Source organism: Actinomadura sp. WAC 06369 (assembly GCF_003947565.1).
Classification (GTDB): Bacteria; Actinomycetota; Actinomycetes; order Streptosporangiales; family Streptosporangiaceae; genus Spirillospora; species Spirillospora rifamycini.
In genome coordinates, this window is record NZ_QHJN01000172.1 from 1 (window position 1) to 16,238 (window position 16,238).

The following is a 16,238-nucleotide window of genomic DNA, read 5'->3' on the forward strand; positions in this document are numbered from 1 at the left end:
CTCGAGGGGTTCCGCCCGGCGCACGCGGGCACCGTCCGGGTCCTCGGCCGAGACCCGTACCGCGAGCGCCGCGCCACCGCCACCTACACCGTGCGCGGCGACGGCATGCAGGCCGTCGAGCGCGATGCCGCCGGCGTCCGCCCAGCGCAGCAGCTCGTACAGGCCGGCCTGCATGCCGTCGCCGCGCACGGTGTAGGTGGCGGTGGCGCGGCCGCCGTCCACGGCGATGTCCGCGGCGGCGCCGCCGAGCAGCGGCAGCTCGCGGACCCGCAGCCGCTCGGGCACCCGGAAGCTGATGCGGTCGCCGTGGCCGGCGACGACCTCGGCGACGGTGCCGGTCTGCTCGATCGCGCCCCGGTGCATGATCGCCAGCCGGTCGGCGAGCTGCTCGGCCTCCTCCAGGTAGTGCGTGGTGAGCAGCACGGTGGTGCCGTCCCGCACCAGGTCCCGGACGGTCCGCCAGGTGGCGTGCCGGGCCTCGGGGTCCATGCCGGTGGTGGGCTCGTCCAGGAACAGGACGCGGGGACGGGCGAGGAGCGCGAGCGCGAGGTCGAGGCGGCGCTTCTGCCCGCCGGACAGCTGCCGGACCTTCACGCCCGCCCGGTCCTGCAGCCCGACGAGCGCGAGCACCTCGGCGGCGGGCCGCGCGCGGGGCGTGAACCCGCGCCAGTGGGCGGTGGTCTCGGCGACCGTGAGGTCGTTGAAGAAGCCGCCCTCCTGGAGCATGATCCCGATCTGCGGGCGGACGGCGCGGCGCTCGCGGTACGGGTCTCGGCCGAGGACCCGGACGGTGCCCGCGTGCGCCGGGCGGAACCCCTCGAGGGTCTCCATGGTGGTGGTCTTGCCGGCGCCGTTGGTGCCGAGGAGCGCGAACAGCTCCCCCTCCCCGACTTCGAACGAGACGCCGGAGACGGCCTCGTGGTCGCCGTACCGCTGGCGCAGCCCGTCGACGTGGATCACCTGGTTCGGATGCATGCCCCCAGCGTCGCGGGGAGCGCGGCCCCGCCGGTAGAAGCGGCTATCACCGCTTCGCCCGGCGGTTGTCAGCCGATCGGTATGACGGTTGTCATCCGCCCTGGTCGGCCGGGGGCCGCCGCGGGGGCCGTCAGCCGCCGACGCTGACGACGTGCCCGATCGCGGACGGGTCGGCGGCGTGGTCCAGCAGCGCCAGGGCGAGGTCGGCGCGGGCGAGGGTGAAGCCGCCGAGGACGTTGCGGTCCACCGCGGCCCGGTAGCGCCCCTTGCCGTCGCCGTCGGTGAGCCGCGGCGGCCGGACGATCGTCCAGTCGAGGCCGGAGGCGCGGACGACGTCCTCGGCGCGGGCCATGTCGGCGAAGGCGTGCTTGAGCATCGGCTTCAGCAGCATCGGCTTGACGACGTACCGGGTGAGCGGGTCGTCGCCGGGTCCGTTGGCGAACCCGGACGCGCTGACCATGAGGAACCGCCGCTCCCCGACGGCCCCCATCGCGGCGGTGATGCTGCGCGTGCTGTCCTCGCAGACGGTGGTGGGGGTGCGGCCCTCGCGGGTGCCGATGGCGGTGACGACGGCGTCGCTCCCCTTCACCGCGTCCTCGATGGCGCCGGGGTCCATGACGTCGGCGCGGACGACCTCCAGGGCCGCGCCGTCGCCGGCGCGGTCGCGCAGGTCGGCGGGCAGCCGGGACGGGTCGCGCACGACCGCGGTGACGCGGTGGTCCTTGATGAGGGCCCGGCGGACGACCTGCAGTCCGGTGCCGCCGGTCGCCCCGAAGACCGTGAGTCGCATGGTTCCTCCTGGTGGAAGAGGGTGAGTGAATCTTTACTCACCCCTAGATTGGGTTAGCATTCACTCACCTGTCAAGCGGAGGGAGCCGGATGAGCGCACGGGAGCGGATCCTGGACGCGGCGGCCGACGTGATGCGCGAGCGCGGCGTCGCCCGCGCCACCACCAAGGAGATCGCCCGGGCGGCGGGGTACTCCGAGGCGCTGCTCTACAAGCACTTCCGCGACAAGGACGAGCTCATGATGCTGGTCCTGAAGGAGCGCATGCCCGCGTTCACGGTCACGGGCGAGCCCGGCCGCGGCACCGTCGAGTCGAACCTCGTGGCCGTGGCGCACAACGGGCTGCGGTTCTACCGGCGCGCGTTCCCGATGATGGCGTCCATGGTCGCGCAGCCGCCGCTGATGGCCGCGACCCGCGAGTCGCTGCGCAAGTACGGGGCGGGCCCGCACGTGCCCGTCCGCCAGCTCGCCGAGTACCTCGACGCCGAACGCGGCCTCGGCCGGGTCGCCGCGGACGCCGACACCGCCGCGGCCGCCGCGCTGCTGCTCGGCGCGTGCTTCCAGCAGGGCTTCCTGCGCTACTTCGCCGAGGGCGCCGCGGCGGCCGACCCGCCCGAGTCGGACGCCCGCGACCTCGTGCGCCCCCTGCTCCCGTCCCTGCTCCCCTGACCTGCTCCCCTGACCCTCCGGGGCGTCAGAGCTCGCCGAGCCGGGTCTTCACCACCTTGCCCATCGCGTTGCGCGGCAGCCCGCCGACCAGGTGGACGGCGCGGGGCCGCTTGTGCGCCGACAGCCGCCCGGCGACGAAGTCGATCAGCCCGCGCTCGTCCACGCCGTCCGCGACGACATAGGCGGTGACCTGCTCGCCCAGATCGGCGTGCGGGGTGCCGACGACGGCCGCCTCCCGCACCGCGGGGTGCGCCAGCAGCGCGTTCTCCACCTCGCCCGCGCCGATCCGGTAGCCGCCGCTCTTGATCAGGTCGGTGGAGGCGCGGCCGACGATGCGGTGCCGCCCGTCCGGGGCGATGACGGCGATGTCGCCCGTGCGGAACCAGCCGTCGGCGGTGAACGCCGCGGCGGTCGCCTCGGGCCGGTTGAGGTACCCCTTGAACAGCAGCGGCGCGCGGACGTGCAGCTCACCGGGCGTCTCGCCGTCGGCCGGGACGTCCGCGCCGTCCTCGGCCCGCAGCCGGGTCTCCACACCGGGCAGCGGCGTGCCCACGTATCCGGGGTGCCGTTCGCCGTCGGCGCGCGCGCTGACGGTGATGAGGGTCTCCGTCATGCCGTACCGCTCGACCGGACGGTGCCCGGTGAGGCCCTCGAGCCGCTCGAAGACGGGCACCGGCAGGGGCGCGCTCCCGGACACCAGCAGCCGCGCGCCGCGCAGCGCCTCCGCCGCGGCCGCGTCCGCGGCCGTCCGCGACCAGACCGTCGGGACGCCGAAGAACAGGCTGCCGCCGTCGTCCCGCGCGGCCGCCGCGTACGCCTCGGGCGTCGGCCGCCCGGTGTGGACGAGCGGCGACCCGACGCGCAGGGCGCCGAGGACGCCCAGGACCAGGCCGTGCACGTGGAACAGCGGCAGCCCGTGCACGAGGACGTCGTCGGGGGTCCACGCCCACGCGCCGGCGAGCGCGTCGAGGCCCGCGGCGATCGCGCCGCGGGAGATCAGCACGCCCTTCGGCGCGCCCGTCGTCCCGCTGGTGTAGAGGATCAGGGCGGTCGCGTCCGGCGCGGGCCCGCCGGGTCCGGCGTCGCCCGGCGGCAGGTCGTCGACCGGCAGCAGCGGCGGCTCCCCGTCGAGGACCGCGGTGCCGCGCGCGCCGAGCAGCAGCGCGGCGCCGGAGTCGCCGAGGATGTGGGCCCGCTCGTCCGGGCCCGAGTCGGGCGGCACCGGCACCACCGGGACGCCCGCGAGGAGCCCGCCGACGACGGCCACGACCGTCTCCAGGGACGCGGTGGCGTGCACCGCGACCGCGTCCGCCCCGCCGATCCGGGCGGCGACGGCCGACGCCCGGCGCAGCAGCTCGTCCCGCGCCAGCTCCCGCCCCGCCACGCGCACCGGGCCGCCCGCTTCCCCGAGCAGGTCCATCCCCCGCCCCCTTCCGGTCGTCGGATGAGCATTTGGAAGTATGCCGTCCATGCCGGAGACCGCGACCACCTACCCGGCGCTCGCCGCGCGCCTGCTGGCGCTGCCGCCGTCCTGCGGGCCGGTGCGGATCGTCGCGGTCGACGGGCCGAGCGGCGCGGGCAAGTCGACGTTCGCGGGACGGCTGGCCGCGGTGCTGGCGGGCGCCCCGGTCGTCCGGTCCGACGACTTCCGCGTGCCGTGGGACGCCGACCCGCTGACCTGGTGGGAGCCGTTCGAGCGGGCGGTGCTGGCGCCGCTGCGGGAGGGCCGCCCGGCCGTCCTGCGCCGGTTCCACTGGCACCGCGAGGCGTACGGGCCGCCCGAGGAGATCCCGCCCGCGCCCGTCCTGCTGGCCGAGGGGGTCGGCGCGGCGTGGGCCGGGTCGCCCGCCGCCTACCGGGTGTGGATCGAGGCGCCGCGCGCGCTGCGCCGCTCCCGCGTCCTCGACCGGGACGGGCCGGCGTTCGCGGACGCGTGGGACGGCTGGTCCGTGCGCGAGGCGGCCCACTTCGCCGCGGACGGCACCCGGCACCGGGCCGACCTGCGGCTCGACGGAACCGACCTCGCCCACCGGCTCCGCGCCCGCCGGTAGGCTGATCCCTTTCATCCGACGGACGACAGGCTGGAGCCCGTTCATGGCGCTGGAACGCCCCGAGATCGACTTCCCCGAGGGTCAGCCGCCCTCGATGCTCGACATCACCGACATCAGCGTGGGCGACGGCCCGGAGGCCGTGAAGGGCTCGCAGGTGTCGATGCACTACGTCGGGGTGTCGTGGTCCACCGGCGAGGAGTTCGACGCGTCCTGGAACCGCGGCTCCACGCTGGACTTCGAGCTCGGCGCCGGCCGCATGATCAAGGGCTGGGACATGGGCATCCCCGGCATGAAGGTCGGCGGCCGCCGCAAGCTCGTCATCCCCCCGCACCTCGCCTACGGCGACCGCAGCCCCAGCCCGGCCATCAAGCCGGGCGAGACGCTGATCTTCGTGGTGGACCTCGTGGCGGTGAGCTGACCCCGCGGGAGTAAAACGGCGGGCAATCCGCGGGTGAAAAACACCCCGGGTGCCCGCCGTCGCCGTTTCCGGGGCCGGACGGTTCGGTATCAGCCCGGAGTGATCGAGGCGCGGGGGCTGACGAAGCGGTACGGGACCACCACCGCCGTCCGCGACGCCTCGTTCACCGTCGTGCCCGGCCGCGTCACCGGATTCCTCGGGCCGAACGGCGCGGGCAAGTCGACGACGATGCGGATGGTCCTCGGGCTCGACCGCCCCACGGCCGGGGACGTCACGGTGAACGGCGTCCACTACCGCTCGCTCGGCGCGCCGCTGCGCGAGATCGGGGCCCTGCTGGACGCGACGGCGGTGCACGGCGGCCGCAGCGCCTACAACCACCTGCGCTGCCTCGCGCAGAGCAACGGCATCCCGCGGCGGCGCGTGGACGAGGTCCTGGAGCTGGTCGGGCTGGGGGACGTCGCGCGGCGGCCCGTCCGTGGGTTCTCGCTCGGGATGGAGCAGCGGCTCGGCATCGCGGGCGCGCTGCTCGGCGACCCGGGCGTGCTGATGTTCGACGAGCCCGCGAACGGCCTCGACCCGGAGGGCATCCGGTGGATCCGGACGCTGATGCGGCGGCTCGCGCGGGAGGGCCGGACGGTGTTCGTGTCGAGCCACCTGATGTCGGAGATGGCGCTCACCGCCGACCACCTCCTGGTGATCGGCCGCGGCCGGATCCTCGCCGACACCGGGATGCGGGAGTTCATCGACCAGAACGCCGCCGGGCACGTCCGGGTCCGGTCGCCGCAGCTCGGCGAGCTCGCGCGGCTGCTGGCGTCCGGCGGGCGGCGGTTCGAGGACGGGCCGGACGGGTCGCTGCTGGTGCACGGCGCGACGGCGGCGGAGGTCGGCGACCTCGCCGCCGACCACGCGCTGCGGGTGCACGAGCTGGCCCTGGTCCGGCCGTCGCTGGAGGAGGCGTTCATGCGGCTGACCGGCGACGCCGTCGAGTACCACGCGTGGACGGGGGCGCCGACGTGACGGCCGCGCCCGCGCCCGCGCCCGCCGCGCCCTCCCGGGACGCCCGCCGGGTCCGGTTCGGGCACGTCCTGGCCGCGGAGTGGACGAAGATCCGCACGGTGAAGTCGACGTTCTGGACGCTGCTCGCGGGGGCCGTCGTCCTCATCGGCTTCTCGGCGCTGTGGGCGCTGGCGTTCAGCACGACCTACGACCAGATGAGCGACACCGAGCGGGCCACGTTCACGCCGATGACGCCGATCCAGGTCGCGTTCTACTTCGCGATGGTGGTGTTCGGCGCGCTCGGCGTGCTGGTGATCACGGCCGAGTACTCCACCGGGATGATCCGGACCGCGCTGACCTCCGTGCCCCGCCGCGCCCACTACCTCGCCGCCAAGACGCTCGTGCTCGCCCTGGTCGTGCTCGTCGTCGGCGTCGCGGTGACGTTCGCGTCGTTCCTCGTCGCGCAGCCCGTCCTCGCCGCGAAGGGCCTGGACGGCTCGCTGGGCGACCCCGGCATCCTGCGGGCGGTCGTCGGCGGCGGCCTCTGGCTCGCGCTGATCGCGGTCATGGCGCTGGCCCTCGGCACGCTGCTGCGGCACACGGCGGGGTCGGTCGTGCTGGTGTTCGTGCTCCTGTTCGTCCTCGGCATCGCGGGCGGCTTCCTGCCGGGTTCGTGGGGCGAGACCGTCAACGAGTACCTGCCGTCCAACGCGGGGAGCGCGATCCTCTCCCCCGCCGACCAGACCGGCCTGCTCGCCCCCTGGTTCGGCCTCGGCGTGTTCGCGATCTACACGGCGGTCCTCCTCGCCGCCGCCTTCCTCCTCTTCGAACACCGCGACGCCTGACCGCCCACCCGCCCCCTCCCGCGCGCTTCGCCGCCGGTCTTCTTTCCCGCGGGTGACAGTCGAATACACGCCGAAGATCGGGCAATTACGGCGTCGCGCGTCCGGGCATGATCAGATATGTCCCGTCGGTTTCGCCGCGCGCCGCCCCGGACGCCGGGAGCTGGGCCGCGCGGGCGCGCCGACGGACCCCCGGATCCAGCTCGATGAACGGAGAACGCGGCCGATGCGTGGGAAGACGCCCGTGATCGCGATGGTCGCCGCCGGAGTGCTCGGCGTGACGGCGGGCGGCTGGCCCGTGGTGCGCGCGCAGTCCGGCGAGTCCGGGCCGTCGACGCGGTCGCGGCTCGCCGCGGCGCTCGCCGACCGGACCTTCCCGGCGCCCGAGCCCGGCTCGTGGACGCCGCCGAAGCCCGCGCCGGACGGCCTGCCCCCGGTGATCAACAGCATCGACACGGCGGAGAAGGTCGTGTTCCTGACGATCGACGACGGCTACGTCTACGACGCCGAGTTCGTGAACCTCGTCCGGAAGGAGAAGGTTCCGATCATGACGTTCCTGACGTCCCGCTACATCGACGGGCACGGCCAGTACTTCTGGGCGCTGAAGCGGGCGGGGTCGCCGATGGAGAACCACACGGTCGGGCACCCGAACATGGCGACGCTCGGGCCGGACGCGCAGAAGAAGGAGATCTGCGAGGCGTCCGACGCGATCCAGAAGCAGTACGGGCGGCGCCCGACGCTGTTCCGGCCGCCGTTCGGCAGCTACAACGAGACCACCCGGCGGGTGTCGAAGGACTGCGGCGTGAAGTCGTTCCTCCTGTGGTCCGCCGAGTACTACAACGGGACGTCCGGGCCCGGCGTGGGCTTCAACGGGTTCGCGCGGGGGGACGGCGGCGACGGGTTCAAGCCCGGCGACATCATCCTCATGCACTTCCGCGAGGGGCTCGCGGGCCAGTTCAAGGCGTTCCTCGACAAGATCAGGAAAGCCGGGTTCCGGCCCGCGGCGCTGGAGAACTACCTGCCGCGGTCGCTCGGCGGCAACGCGCCCGACCAGGGCGGGTCCTGAATCCCGACGTATCCGGAGGATTTCCGGTTACGGGCCGCGGGCCGCGGGCCGCGTTCTATCGTCGTCCCGCCGGCGGGGTTGAGTCCCCCGCTCCCCGAGCAGCCCCGCCGGCACGGACCCGCTACTCCATGCCGGGACGGCGGCGCACCGGGCCGCCGATCTCGGTCTCGTCCGGCGCGATCATCCCGCCGCCCGTGCCGTCCGGCCGCCGGACGGCGTTCAGCGCGTGGTACCCGACGAGGACCGCGACGGTGCCGAGCGCGATGCCCTCCAGGGGGAAGTCGTCGGTGATGTTCAGCGTCACGTTCCCGATGGCGAGGATGAGGCCCGCCGCGACCGGGACGAGGTTCACCGGATCGCCGAAGTCGACGCGGTTCTCGACCCAGATCTTCGCGCCGAGCAGGCCGATCATGCCGTAGAGGACGACCGTGATGCCGCCGAGCACGCCGCCGGGGGTGGCGGCGACCAGCGCGCCGAACTTGGGGCAGAGCCCGAACAGGATCGCCACGAGCGCCGCGACGTAGTACGCGGCGGTGGAGTAGATGCGGGTGGCGGCCATCACGCCGATGTTCTCGGCGTAGGTGGTGGTGGGCGCGCCGCCGACCGCGGACGCGAGCGTGGTGCCGACGCCGTCGGCGGCGAGGGCGCGGCCGAGCACCGGGTTCAGGTCGTCGCCGGTCATCGCCGACACCGCCTTGACGTGCCCGGTGTTCTCCGCGATCAGCGCGATGACCGGCGGCAGCGCGAGCAGGATCGCGGACGTCTTGAAGTCGGGCCCGTGCAGCTGCGGGAGCCCGAACCAGTCCGCGGACGACACGGCGGAGAAGTCGACGCGGTCGTGCGCGAACGGGGCGGCGACGCAGTACGGGCCCTCGGACGCGCAGGCGCGGCCCGCCGCGTCCAGCAGGTTCTGCCCCGGCAGCACGGAGGTGACCGGCCCGGCGAGGACGTCCAGCAGCCAGGAGAGGGCGAACCCGAACACGAGCGCGAGCAGGATCGCGATCCGCGACCAGAAGCCGCGCAGCAGCACCGTGCACAGGACGGCGAAGCACAGCGTGGCGAGGGCGACCCACTGGTCCTGCGGCCAGTAGGTGTCGGCGACGACCGGCGCGAGGTTGAAGCCGATCAGCATGACGACCGCGCCGGTGACGGCGGGCGGGAAGATCCGGTGGATGAGGTCGCCGCCCAGCAGGTGGACGACCACGCCGACGATCAGGAGCACGGCGCCGGTGACGAGGATCGCGCCGGTCACGGTGGCGCTGTCGCCGCCGCCCGCCCGGATCGCCGCGGCCACGCCGACGAACGAGGCGCTGCTGCCGAGGTAGCTCGGCACCTTCCCGCGGACGATCAGCAGGAACAGGATCGTCGCGAACCCCGACATCATGATCGCGAGGTTCGGGTCGAGGCCCATCAGCACGGGGAACACGAAGGTCGCCCCGAACATCGCCACCACGTGCTGGGCGCCGATCCCGGCGGTGCGCGGCCACGACAGCCGCTCGTCCGGACGGACGATCTCGCCCGGCGGGGGCGTCCGCCCGTCGCCGTGCAGCTTCCAGCCGATCTTCATCGGGTCCCTCCCGGTCCTGCGTCGCCGCGCCGTGCGGCAGGGTAGATCTACCAGGTGGGAGGCCGCGCGAACGGACCGGGGGCCGCCCGGGGGCGCGCGTTCGGCGCGGCCCCGGACGTCCGCCGGGCACTGCCGTTACCCTCAGATACCGCGCATGCGCAGTACGTGAAGGGCGAGGGTGAGGTTGAGCCGGAGATGGGCGTCCTCGGTGAACGCGCCGAGCATCCGCTCCAGCTTGCCGATGCGGTAGCGCAGCGTGTTGTAGTGGAAGTGGAGCCGGCGGGCCGTCTCGGCGACGTTGAGGTTGGTCTCCAGCAGCACCTGGAGGGTGCGGCGCAGGTCCACCAGCTCGGGCTCGGCGTCGGACGCCAGGTCGCCGAGGGTCTCGCGGACGAACGCGTGGAGCTCCTCCGGGTCCGACACCAGGCTCAGCAGCCGGTACACGCCGAGCTGGTCGAAGTGCGCGCGCGCCCCGGGTCCGTGGAGCTGCCGCCCCACCCGGACGGCCTTGACGGCCTGCTCGTACGCCTCGGGCAGCGCGGCCGGGGACCCCACGGTGCGGCTGACGCCGGAGGAGAACGTCCGCCGCACCGACATGTGCTCGGCGAACACCGCCGCCGCCTCTTTGATCATCGTCTGCACCGGCGCGGACGGCAGCTCGGCGGAGCCGTCGCCGTCCCCGCCGACGATCGCGACGACCTCGTGGGCGAAGCTCACGACCGCCGCGCCGCGGTCGTGCCGCCGCGCGGCGGCCGTCCAGGCCGCGGCGAGCCGCTCCTGCGCGGACCGCTCGTCGGCGCCGCGGCCGCCGCGCGCCCCGCCGTCCGGTTCCGCGCCCGCTCCCCCGCCGCCCCCGCCGCGGGCGCGCCCGTCCAGTTCGGCGACCACGACCATCATGGGACGGTCGAGGTCCCAGCCGAAGCCGTCGCAGTGCGCGATGATCCGGTCGTCGTCGCCCGCGCGGCCCGCGAGGACGTCGCGCAGGAAGTCGGCCCGGTACTTGCTCTCCACCGCCGCGACCGCCTGCTGCTTGGTCACCACGAGCGCGGTGACGGTCGCGGCGCGTTCGAGGATTCCGAGGTCGGTGCCGCGCAGCGCGCCGCCGGGGCTGAACGCGACGATGCGGCCGTGGTCGAAGCCGCCCGCCATCACGGGCACGACCAGGTGGTCGGCGGTGCCGTGCGCGCCGGTGATGCCGCAGCCGCCGCGCCCGCAGGCGGCGTGCCGGCCCGCGTCGAACGCCCGCATCGCGGCGACGTCCTCGTCCGGCCCGGCGCCCGCGAGGACGCGCTGCTCGCCGTCCAGCACGACCACCGCGACGTCCAGCAGCGACGCGACCTCGTCGACCACCTCCTGCAGCCCGCCGCCGCACAGCACGATCTGGACGAGCGCGCGGTGCACCTCCTCGGTGCGCGCGAGCACGGCCGCCTGCCGGTTCAGGATGTCGGTCAGCACCTGGTTGAGGATGTCGTCGAAGCCGACGTCGGGCGGGAGCAGGATCAGCGGGAAGCCGCGCCGGTCGGCCTGCGCGACCATCTCCGGCGGCGGCGCGTCCAGGTAGCGGCCGAGCTTGATCGCGAGCGCCGCCAGGCCGCGCTCGTCCAGGTCGGCGATCAGGTTGTCGAAGGACTCGGGGGTGTGGCGCAGCGGGTATCCGGTGGTGAGGAGCAGCTCGTTCGGTTTGACCCACGACAGGACGTCGGGGACCTCCATCACGTTGAGTCGCTGGACGACGCGGTCGAGGCCGGCCCGGCCGGCGATGAGGCGGGCGCCGTTCAGGGTGCTGACGCCGAGGACCTCGCCGACCGACAGGCCGTAGGTCAGGGTTCCGGTGCTGGCGAGCCGCAGGGCCGGTGGGCCCGGGTCCGCGCTGATGTAACTCATGCCAGGGGTCACCTCGCCTTTTGGTGCGTACATCGCCCGTTAAGGCGTGATCGCTACCGATACCTGATCAACACTGACAACAAAGGCGAACAATGACAAGAAGCCTTGGCACCTTTGTCCATACGGCCCGCGCGAGCGGCGATCTACCGTCGCGGCAGAGTCCGGGCCGCCCCGTCGACGACGACGCGGCGGCACCCGTCAACCGGCCTCGGGAGGTTCCGTGACCCCGCTCGTCCGCGATCCCGCATCGCCGTCCGCGCCGCTCCCCGCCCGGCCCGGCGCCCGCCCGCCCCGGTCGGGCGCCGCGAGCCTGGCGCTGCGGCCGCTGCTGGACGGGCCGCGCCGGCCCGCCCGCGTCATCGCCGTGTTCCCGGCGGCCGTGTACGCGGAGGTGCGCGGCGGCCCGGAGCCGCGGGTGCTGGCCGTGGTCGCCTCCGACGCCGCCCGCATGCCGAACGCCGTGGTCGTCCCGGCGGCGCGCCGCGACCACCCGTTCCGCGCGGTGCGCGAGGGCGCCGACGCGGTCGTCGGGGACGGGCGGTTCGAGACCGGCGGGTTCGCGGTGCGGGTGCGCCGCGAGTGGGACCCCGCGCCCGTCCTCGGGCCGCTCCATCCCGCCGCGCTCGCCCGGAACCTGCGGGCCGTGGAGGCCGCGTGCGAGGACGCCGGGATGGGCGGCGGCGGGCTGGCCGGCCACCCCGATCCGGGCCTGCTCGCCGACCGCTGCGCCGCCGGGGACCTCGCGGGCGCGGTGGAGGCCGCCGAGCGGATCGTCGGGCTCGGGCCGGGCCTCACCCCGAGCGGGGACGACGTCCTGTGCGGCCTGCTCGTGGCGCTGCGGCACGCGGGCGGCGCCGTCCGCCCCGGCGGGCGCGCGGTGTGGCTGGCGGACTGGCTGGGCGCCGCCGTCACCGCGGACGCCGGCACCCGCACCACCGCGCTCGCCGCGACGCTGCTGCACTGCGCGGCGGCGGGCGCCGCGGGCGCGGAGGTCGGCGCGGTGCTGCGCTGCGCGGCCGGGGCCGAGCCGCCGGGCCCGGCGGTGCGGCGGCTGCTGGCCGTGGGGCACACCTCCGGCACCGACCTGGCGCACGGGCTGCTCGCCGGCTGCCGCGCGGCGGTCGCGCTGACCGGCCCCCGCTGGTTGTGCCGCGCCGGCTGAGCCGCACCGGTGGACGGGCGGCGCGTCCGGCGCCGTCTGCGGGCCCATGCGCTGGGGTAACGTCCGGGTATGACCGAAATGATCACCGGGGCGCAGTACGCGCTCGCCGCCGGGCCGTACCGGGCCGTCGTCACCGAGTCGGGCGCGACCCTGCGCGAGCTGACCTGCGACGGACGGCCGCTGGTCCTGGCCCACGGCGCGGACGAGCCGGCCCCGGCGGCGTTCGGCAGCCTGCTGGTCCCGTGGCCGAACCGCGTCGACCGGGGCCGCTACGAGTACGGCGGGAAGGCGTACCGGCTGGACCTGTCCGAGCCGGAGAACGACTGCGCGATCCACGGGCTCGTCCGGTGGGCGTCCTGGACGGCCGCCGAGCACGAGCCGCACCGGGTGCGGCTGGCGCACCGGCTGCTCGGCTCGGCCGGCTACCCGTTCCGCCTCGACCTCGAGGCCGAGTACGCCCTCGACGCGGACACGGGCCTGACCGTCCGGATGAGCGCGCACAACCCGGGCAGCGCCGCCGCCCCGTACGGGCACGGCGCCCACCCGTACCTCACGGTCGGCGAACCGCTCGACCGCTGCACCGCGACGCTCGGCGCGGCCCGGTACGTCCCGGTGGACGACCGGATGATCCCGTCCGGGCCCGCCGCGGACGTCACGGGCACCCGCTGGGACCTGCGGGATGGGCCCGTCCTCGGCGACCGGAAGATCGACAACGTGTACACGGAGCTCGACCGGGACGAGTCGGGCCGCTGCTGGGCGACGCTCAGCGGCGGCGGCCGGTCCGTGCGGTTGTGGTCCGACGAGGCGCACCCCTGGATGCAGGTCTACACCGCCGACGAGGCGCCGGAGCCGCGCACCGGGCTGGGCGTCGAGCCGATGACCTGCCCGCCGAACGCGTTCGCCTCCGGCGAGGGGCTGATCGATCTCGCGCCCGGCGCCACAATCAGCGGATCTTGGGGGATCATGGCGGGGTGAATCTCAGCGTTGCCTCGCTCGACGACCTGTCCGCCCGCATCGCCGCCGTCCGCGACGCGCACCGCGAGCGCCTGCCCGGCGGCGCCGACGGCCGCCGGCCGGTGCACACGGTGTACGTCCCGGCCGACCGGTTCGCCGCCTCGACGCCCGCCGACTTCGGCGCGGAGGCGCTGCGGCTGCTCAACACCCACACCCCGGGCGACGGGTCGTTCGGGGCGGCGTTCGGCCTCGACCCGGAGCTGGCCGGGCGGGTCCGCGAGCGGGTCGCGGCCAAGCTGGCCGCCGAACCGGTCGAGGACGTCCGGATCGACTTCGAGGACGGCTACGGCGTCCGCCCCGACGCCGAGGAGGACGCGCACGTCGCCCAGGCCGTCGAGGCCGTGGCCGCCGCGTACGAGGTGAAGGGGCTCCCCCACTACTGGGGGCTGCGGGTCAGGTCGTTCGCCGACGGCGGCCACGAGCGGGCGATGCGGACGCTGGACGGCTTCCTCACCGCGCTGCGGGACCGGCTCGGCCGGCTGCCCGGCGGGTTCACGATCACGTTCCCGAAGGTGCTGTCCGCCGAGCACGTCGCGCTGTTCACCGAGTACCTGGACCTGCTGGAGACGTCCCTCGGGCTGCCCGCCGGCATCCTGCGGTTCGAGATCCAGGTGGAGACCCCCGAGTCGGTCTTCGACGCGGACGGGCGGGTCGCGGCGCCCGCGCTCGTGCGGGCGGCCGGGGGACGGCTGACCGGCGCGCACTTCGGCGTGTACGACTACACCGCCGCCATCGGCCTCCCGCCGGAGGAGCAGCGGCTCGACCACCCGGCCTGCGACTTCGCGCGGCACGTCATGCAGGTCGGGTTCGCCGGGTCCGGGGTGCGGCTGTCGGACGGCTCCACCAGCACCGTCCCGCGCGACGAGGGCCCCGACGAGGTCAACGCCGCCTGGGCGGCGCACGCCGCGCACGTCCGGCACTCGCTGCGGCACGGGTTCCACCAGGGCTGGGACCTGCACCCGGCGCACCTGCCCAGCCGCTACGCCGTCGTGTACGGCTACCACCTGACGGGCGTGGACGACGTCATCGCGCGGGTACGGGCCTGGCGGGAACGGTCCGGCGGCGAGGGCGGCGTGCTGGACGAGCCGGCGACGATCGAGGCGCTCACCGACCGGCTGCGCCGCGCCGTGGACTGCGGCGCGCTCGACGAGTCCGACGTCCCGCCCCTCTCGTGACCCGCCGACCCCGCACCGAAAGCCGTCTGGAAGCGTAGGCATGCCGACCGAGGACAGCGTGGACGCGGGCGTCCGCACGATGCTGCTGCTCATGCCGCGCCTGGTCGGGACCGCCAAGCGCATCAAGCCGCCGCCCGAGCTCGCCGGCTTCGACCTGGCCCCGCGGCACCTGTCGCTGCTCGCCTACCTGCTGCTCGACGGGCCGCTCGGCGTCAACGAGCTCGCGCGGCGGCTGGAGGTCGCGCCCGCGACGGTCAGCCTCATGGTCGGCGACCTCGGCCGGCAGGGCATCCTGGAGCGCCGCACGGACCCCGCCGACCGGCGCCGCGCCATCGTCGCCGTCACGCCCCGGCACCTCCCGGCGATCAACGACTGGCTGGGGCGCAGCGCGGGCGCCTGGCGCACCGCCCTGGAACCCCTCTCCCCCGCGGAGCGCCGGATGTTCATCGACACCCTGCTGACCTACGAGCGCGCGCTCACCGAGGCCCGCGACGGGTGAAGGCGTCCAGGTCGGCGGGGGTGTCGATGTCGTCGGGCACCGCGACGCCGTCGCACGGCACGGGCGTCACCAGGTCCGGCCGGGAGCGCAGGAACGCCCGCGCGCCCCGGTCGCCCACCGCCGACCCGGCCGCCGCCGCGACGTGCTCGCCCGCCAGCAGGACGGGGTTGCGCGGCGCGCCGCCGTAGGTCGCCACCGCGATCCGCGCGCCGTCCCGGTACGCGGCGATCAGCCGCCGGACCGCCGCGGCCGTCACCCCCGGCTGGTCGACGAGCGCGACGACCACCGCCGGGCAGCCGGGCGGCAGCGCGCCCAGCCCCGCGCGCAGCGACGACCCCATGCCCTCCCGCCAGTCCGGGTTCGGCACCACGACCGCGCCGACCGCCTCCACCGCCGCGGCCCCCGACACCACGAGCACCGGCGCGCAGCCCGCGGCCCGCAGCATCCGCACGCCCCGGTCGACGAGCCGCTCGCCGTCCAGCTCCAGCAGCGCCTTCGGACGGCCGAACCGGCGGCCCGCCCCCGCCGCGAGCAGCAGCCCGGCCGGGGGCGCCTCACCCGGCATCGGGCGGCTCCGCGCCGTGGATCCGGCCCCCGGTCTCGGTCAGCGGCCGCCCCGACCCGCCCCAGCGGAGCTGCACCAGCTCCGCCGCGATCGACACCGCCGTCTCCTCCGGCGTCCGCGCGCCGAGGTCCAGCCCGATCGGCGACCGCAGCCGGGCCAGCTCGTCCTCGCCGAGCCCCGCCTCCCGGAGCCGCGCCAGCCGGTCGTCGTGGGTCCGGCGCGACCCCATCGCGCCCACGTACCCGGCCTCCGTGCGCAGCGCGATCTCCAGCAGCGGCACGTCGAACTTCGGGTCGTGCGTCAGCACGCAGATCGCCGTCCGCTCGTCGACCGGCTCCTCCGCCAGATACCGGTGCGGCCACCGGACGACCACCTCGTCGGCGTCCGGGAACCGCTTCGGCGTCGCGAACACCGGACGCGCGTCGCACACCGTCACCCGGTACCCGAGGAACCGGCCGATCCGCGCGACGGCCGCCGCGAAGTCGATCGCCCCGAACACCAGCAGCCGGGGCGGCGGCGCGAACGCGTGCACGAACACCTCCAGCTCGTCCAGCCGCCGCTCCCCCTCC

General features: G+C 75.3%; 17 protein-coding genes. 10 read left to right on the forward strand and 7 right to left on the reverse strand.

The genetic code is table 11. The features are described 5' to 3' along the window. The coding region (locus tag DMH08_RS32585; RefSeq protein WP_148108618.1) for an ABC transporter ATP-binding protein at positions 1 to 975 on the reverse strand (975 nt) is incomplete at its 3' end. Positions 976 to 1,105: 130 nt separating this feature from the next. After that, complete coding sequence (locus tag DMH08_RS32590; protein WP_125619853.1) at positions 1,106 to 1,765, reverse strand: NAD(P)-dependent oxidoreductase; 660 nt, start codon at positions 1,763 to 1,765, stop codon at positions 1,106 to 1,108. A gap of 89 nt (positions 1,766 to 1,854) precedes the next feature. Here DMH08_RS32590 and DMH08_RS32595 point away from each other — a divergent pair, with 89 nt between their 5' ends. Next, positions 1,855 to 2,430 carry a TetR/AcrR family transcriptional regulator gene (locus DMH08_RS32595; RefSeq protein ID WP_125619854.1) on the forward strand — a complete coding sequence of 192 codons (576 nt, stop codon included), beginning with the start codon at positions 1,855 to 1,857 and terminating at the stop codon, positions 2,428 to 2,430. 25 nt (positions 2,431 to 2,455) lie between these two features. Here DMH08_RS32595 and DMH08_RS32600 read toward each other — a convergent pair whose 3' ends face one another. Continuing rightward, positions 2,456 to 3,850, reverse strand: coding sequence for an acyl-CoA synthetase (locus DMH08_RS32600; RefSeq protein ID WP_125619856.1), 1,395 nt, complete (start codon positions 3,848 to 3,850; stop codon positions 2,456 to 2,458). A 49-nt stretch (positions 3,851 to 3,899) separates the two neighbouring features. Here DMH08_RS32600 and DMH08_RS32605 point away from each other — a divergent pair, with 49 nt between their 5' ends. The 5 genes from DMH08_RS32605 (at position 3,900) to DMH08_RS32625 (ending at position 7,803) form a co-directional block, all read left to right on the forward strand. Next, positions 3,900 to 4,481, forward strand: coding sequence for a uridine kinase family protein (locus tag DMH08_RS32605; protein ID WP_026405800.1), 582 nt, complete (start codon positions 3,900 to 3,902; stop codon positions 4,479 to 4,481). Between the two features lie 43 nt (positions 4,482 to 4,524). Further along, a complete protein-coding gene (locus tag DMH08_RS32610; RefSeq protein WP_026405799.1) occupies positions 4,525 to 4,899 on the forward strand; it encodes an FKBP-type peptidyl-prolyl cis-trans isomerase in 375 nt (124 codons plus the stop codon). Between the two features lie 99 nt (positions 4,900 to 4,998). Next, a complete protein-coding gene (locus DMH08_RS32615) occupies positions 4,999 to 5,916 on the forward strand; it encodes an ABC transporter ATP-binding protein (protein WP_051301528.1) in 918 nt (305 codons plus the stop codon). Beyond that, the gene (locus DMH08_RS32620) at positions 5,895 to 6,740 is read left to right on the forward strand and encodes an ABC transporter permease (RefSeq protein WP_233617937.1); all 846 of its coding nucleotides are present in this window, start codon (positions 5,895 to 5,897) and stop codon (positions 6,738 to 6,740) included. The genes DMH08_RS32615 and DMH08_RS32620 overlap by 22 nt, the downstream gene beginning before the upstream one ends. Before the next feature lie 223 nt (positions 6,741 to 6,963). Next, the gene (locus DMH08_RS32625; RefSeq protein ID WP_026405797.1) at positions 6,964 to 7,803 is read left to right on the forward strand and encodes a polysaccharide deacetylase family protein; all 840 of its coding nucleotides are present in this window, start codon (positions 6,964 to 6,966) and stop codon (positions 7,801 to 7,803) included. A 121-nt stretch (positions 7,804 to 7,924) separates the two neighbouring features. On the opposite strand, the gene DMH08_RS32630 is transcribed toward DMH08_RS32625, so the two are convergent. Continuing rightward, positions 7,925 to 9,370, reverse strand: coding sequence for a uracil-xanthine permease family protein (locus tag DMH08_RS32630; protein WP_034521350.1), 1,446 nt, complete (start codon positions 9,368 to 9,370; stop codon positions 7,925 to 7,927). A gap of 141 nt (positions 9,371 to 9,511) precedes the next feature. Beyond that, the gene (locus DMH08_RS32635; RefSeq protein ID WP_034521347.1) at positions 9,512 to 11,254 is read right to left on the reverse strand and encodes a PucR family transcriptional regulator; all 1,743 of its coding nucleotides are present in this window, start codon (positions 11,252 to 11,254) and stop codon (positions 9,512 to 9,514) included. Positions 11,255 to 11,474: 220 nt separating this feature from the next. Here DMH08_RS32635 and DMH08_RS32640 point away from each other — a divergent pair, with 220 nt between their 5' ends. From DMH08_RS32640 to DMH08_RS32655, 4 genes are all read left to right on the forward strand, one after another. Further along, positions 11,475 to 12,416, forward strand: a complete 942-nt coding sequence (locus tag DMH08_RS32640) for a DUF2877 domain-containing protein (RefSeq protein WP_125619857.1) — start codon at positions 11,475 to 11,477, stop codon at positions 12,414 to 12,416. A gap of 69 nt (positions 12,417 to 12,485) precedes the next feature. Then, the gene (locus DMH08_RS32645; protein WP_125619859.1) at positions 12,486 to 13,391 is read left to right on the forward strand and encodes an aldose 1-epimerase family protein; all 906 of its coding nucleotides are present in this window, start codon (positions 12,486 to 12,488) and stop codon (positions 13,389 to 13,391) included. Further along, the gene (locus DMH08_RS32650; protein ID WP_125619861.1) at positions 13,388 to 14,605 is read left to right on the forward strand and encodes a DUF6986 family protein; all 1,218 of its coding nucleotides are present in this window, start codon (positions 13,388 to 13,390) and stop codon (positions 14,603 to 14,605) included. Before DMH08_RS32645 ends, DMH08_RS32650 begins: the two co-directional genes overlap by 4 nt. Before the next feature lie 40 nt (positions 14,606 to 14,645). Then, positions 14,646 to 15,104, forward strand: a complete 459-nt coding sequence (locus DMH08_RS32655; protein WP_026405792.1) for a MarR family winged helix-turn-helix transcriptional regulator — start codon at positions 14,646 to 14,648, stop codon at positions 15,102 to 15,104. Here the strand turns inward: DMH08_RS32655 and DMH08_RS32660 are convergent. Both DMH08_RS32660 and DMH08_RS32665 read right to left on the reverse strand, forming a co-directional pair. Further along, positions 15,082 to 15,669 carry a nucleotidyltransferase family protein gene (locus DMH08_RS32660; RefSeq protein ID WP_026405791.1) on the reverse strand — a complete coding sequence of 196 codons (588 nt, stop codon included), beginning with the start codon at positions 15,667 to 15,669 and terminating at the stop codon, positions 15,082 to 15,084. The genes DMH08_RS32655 and DMH08_RS32660 overlap by 23 nt on opposite strands. Then, a partial coding sequence (locus tag DMH08_RS32665) for an XdhC family protein (RefSeq protein WP_199748116.1) occupies positions 15,659 to 16,238 on the reverse strand: 580 nt, incomplete at its 5' end. The genes DMH08_RS32660 and DMH08_RS32665, both read right to left, overlap by 11 nt.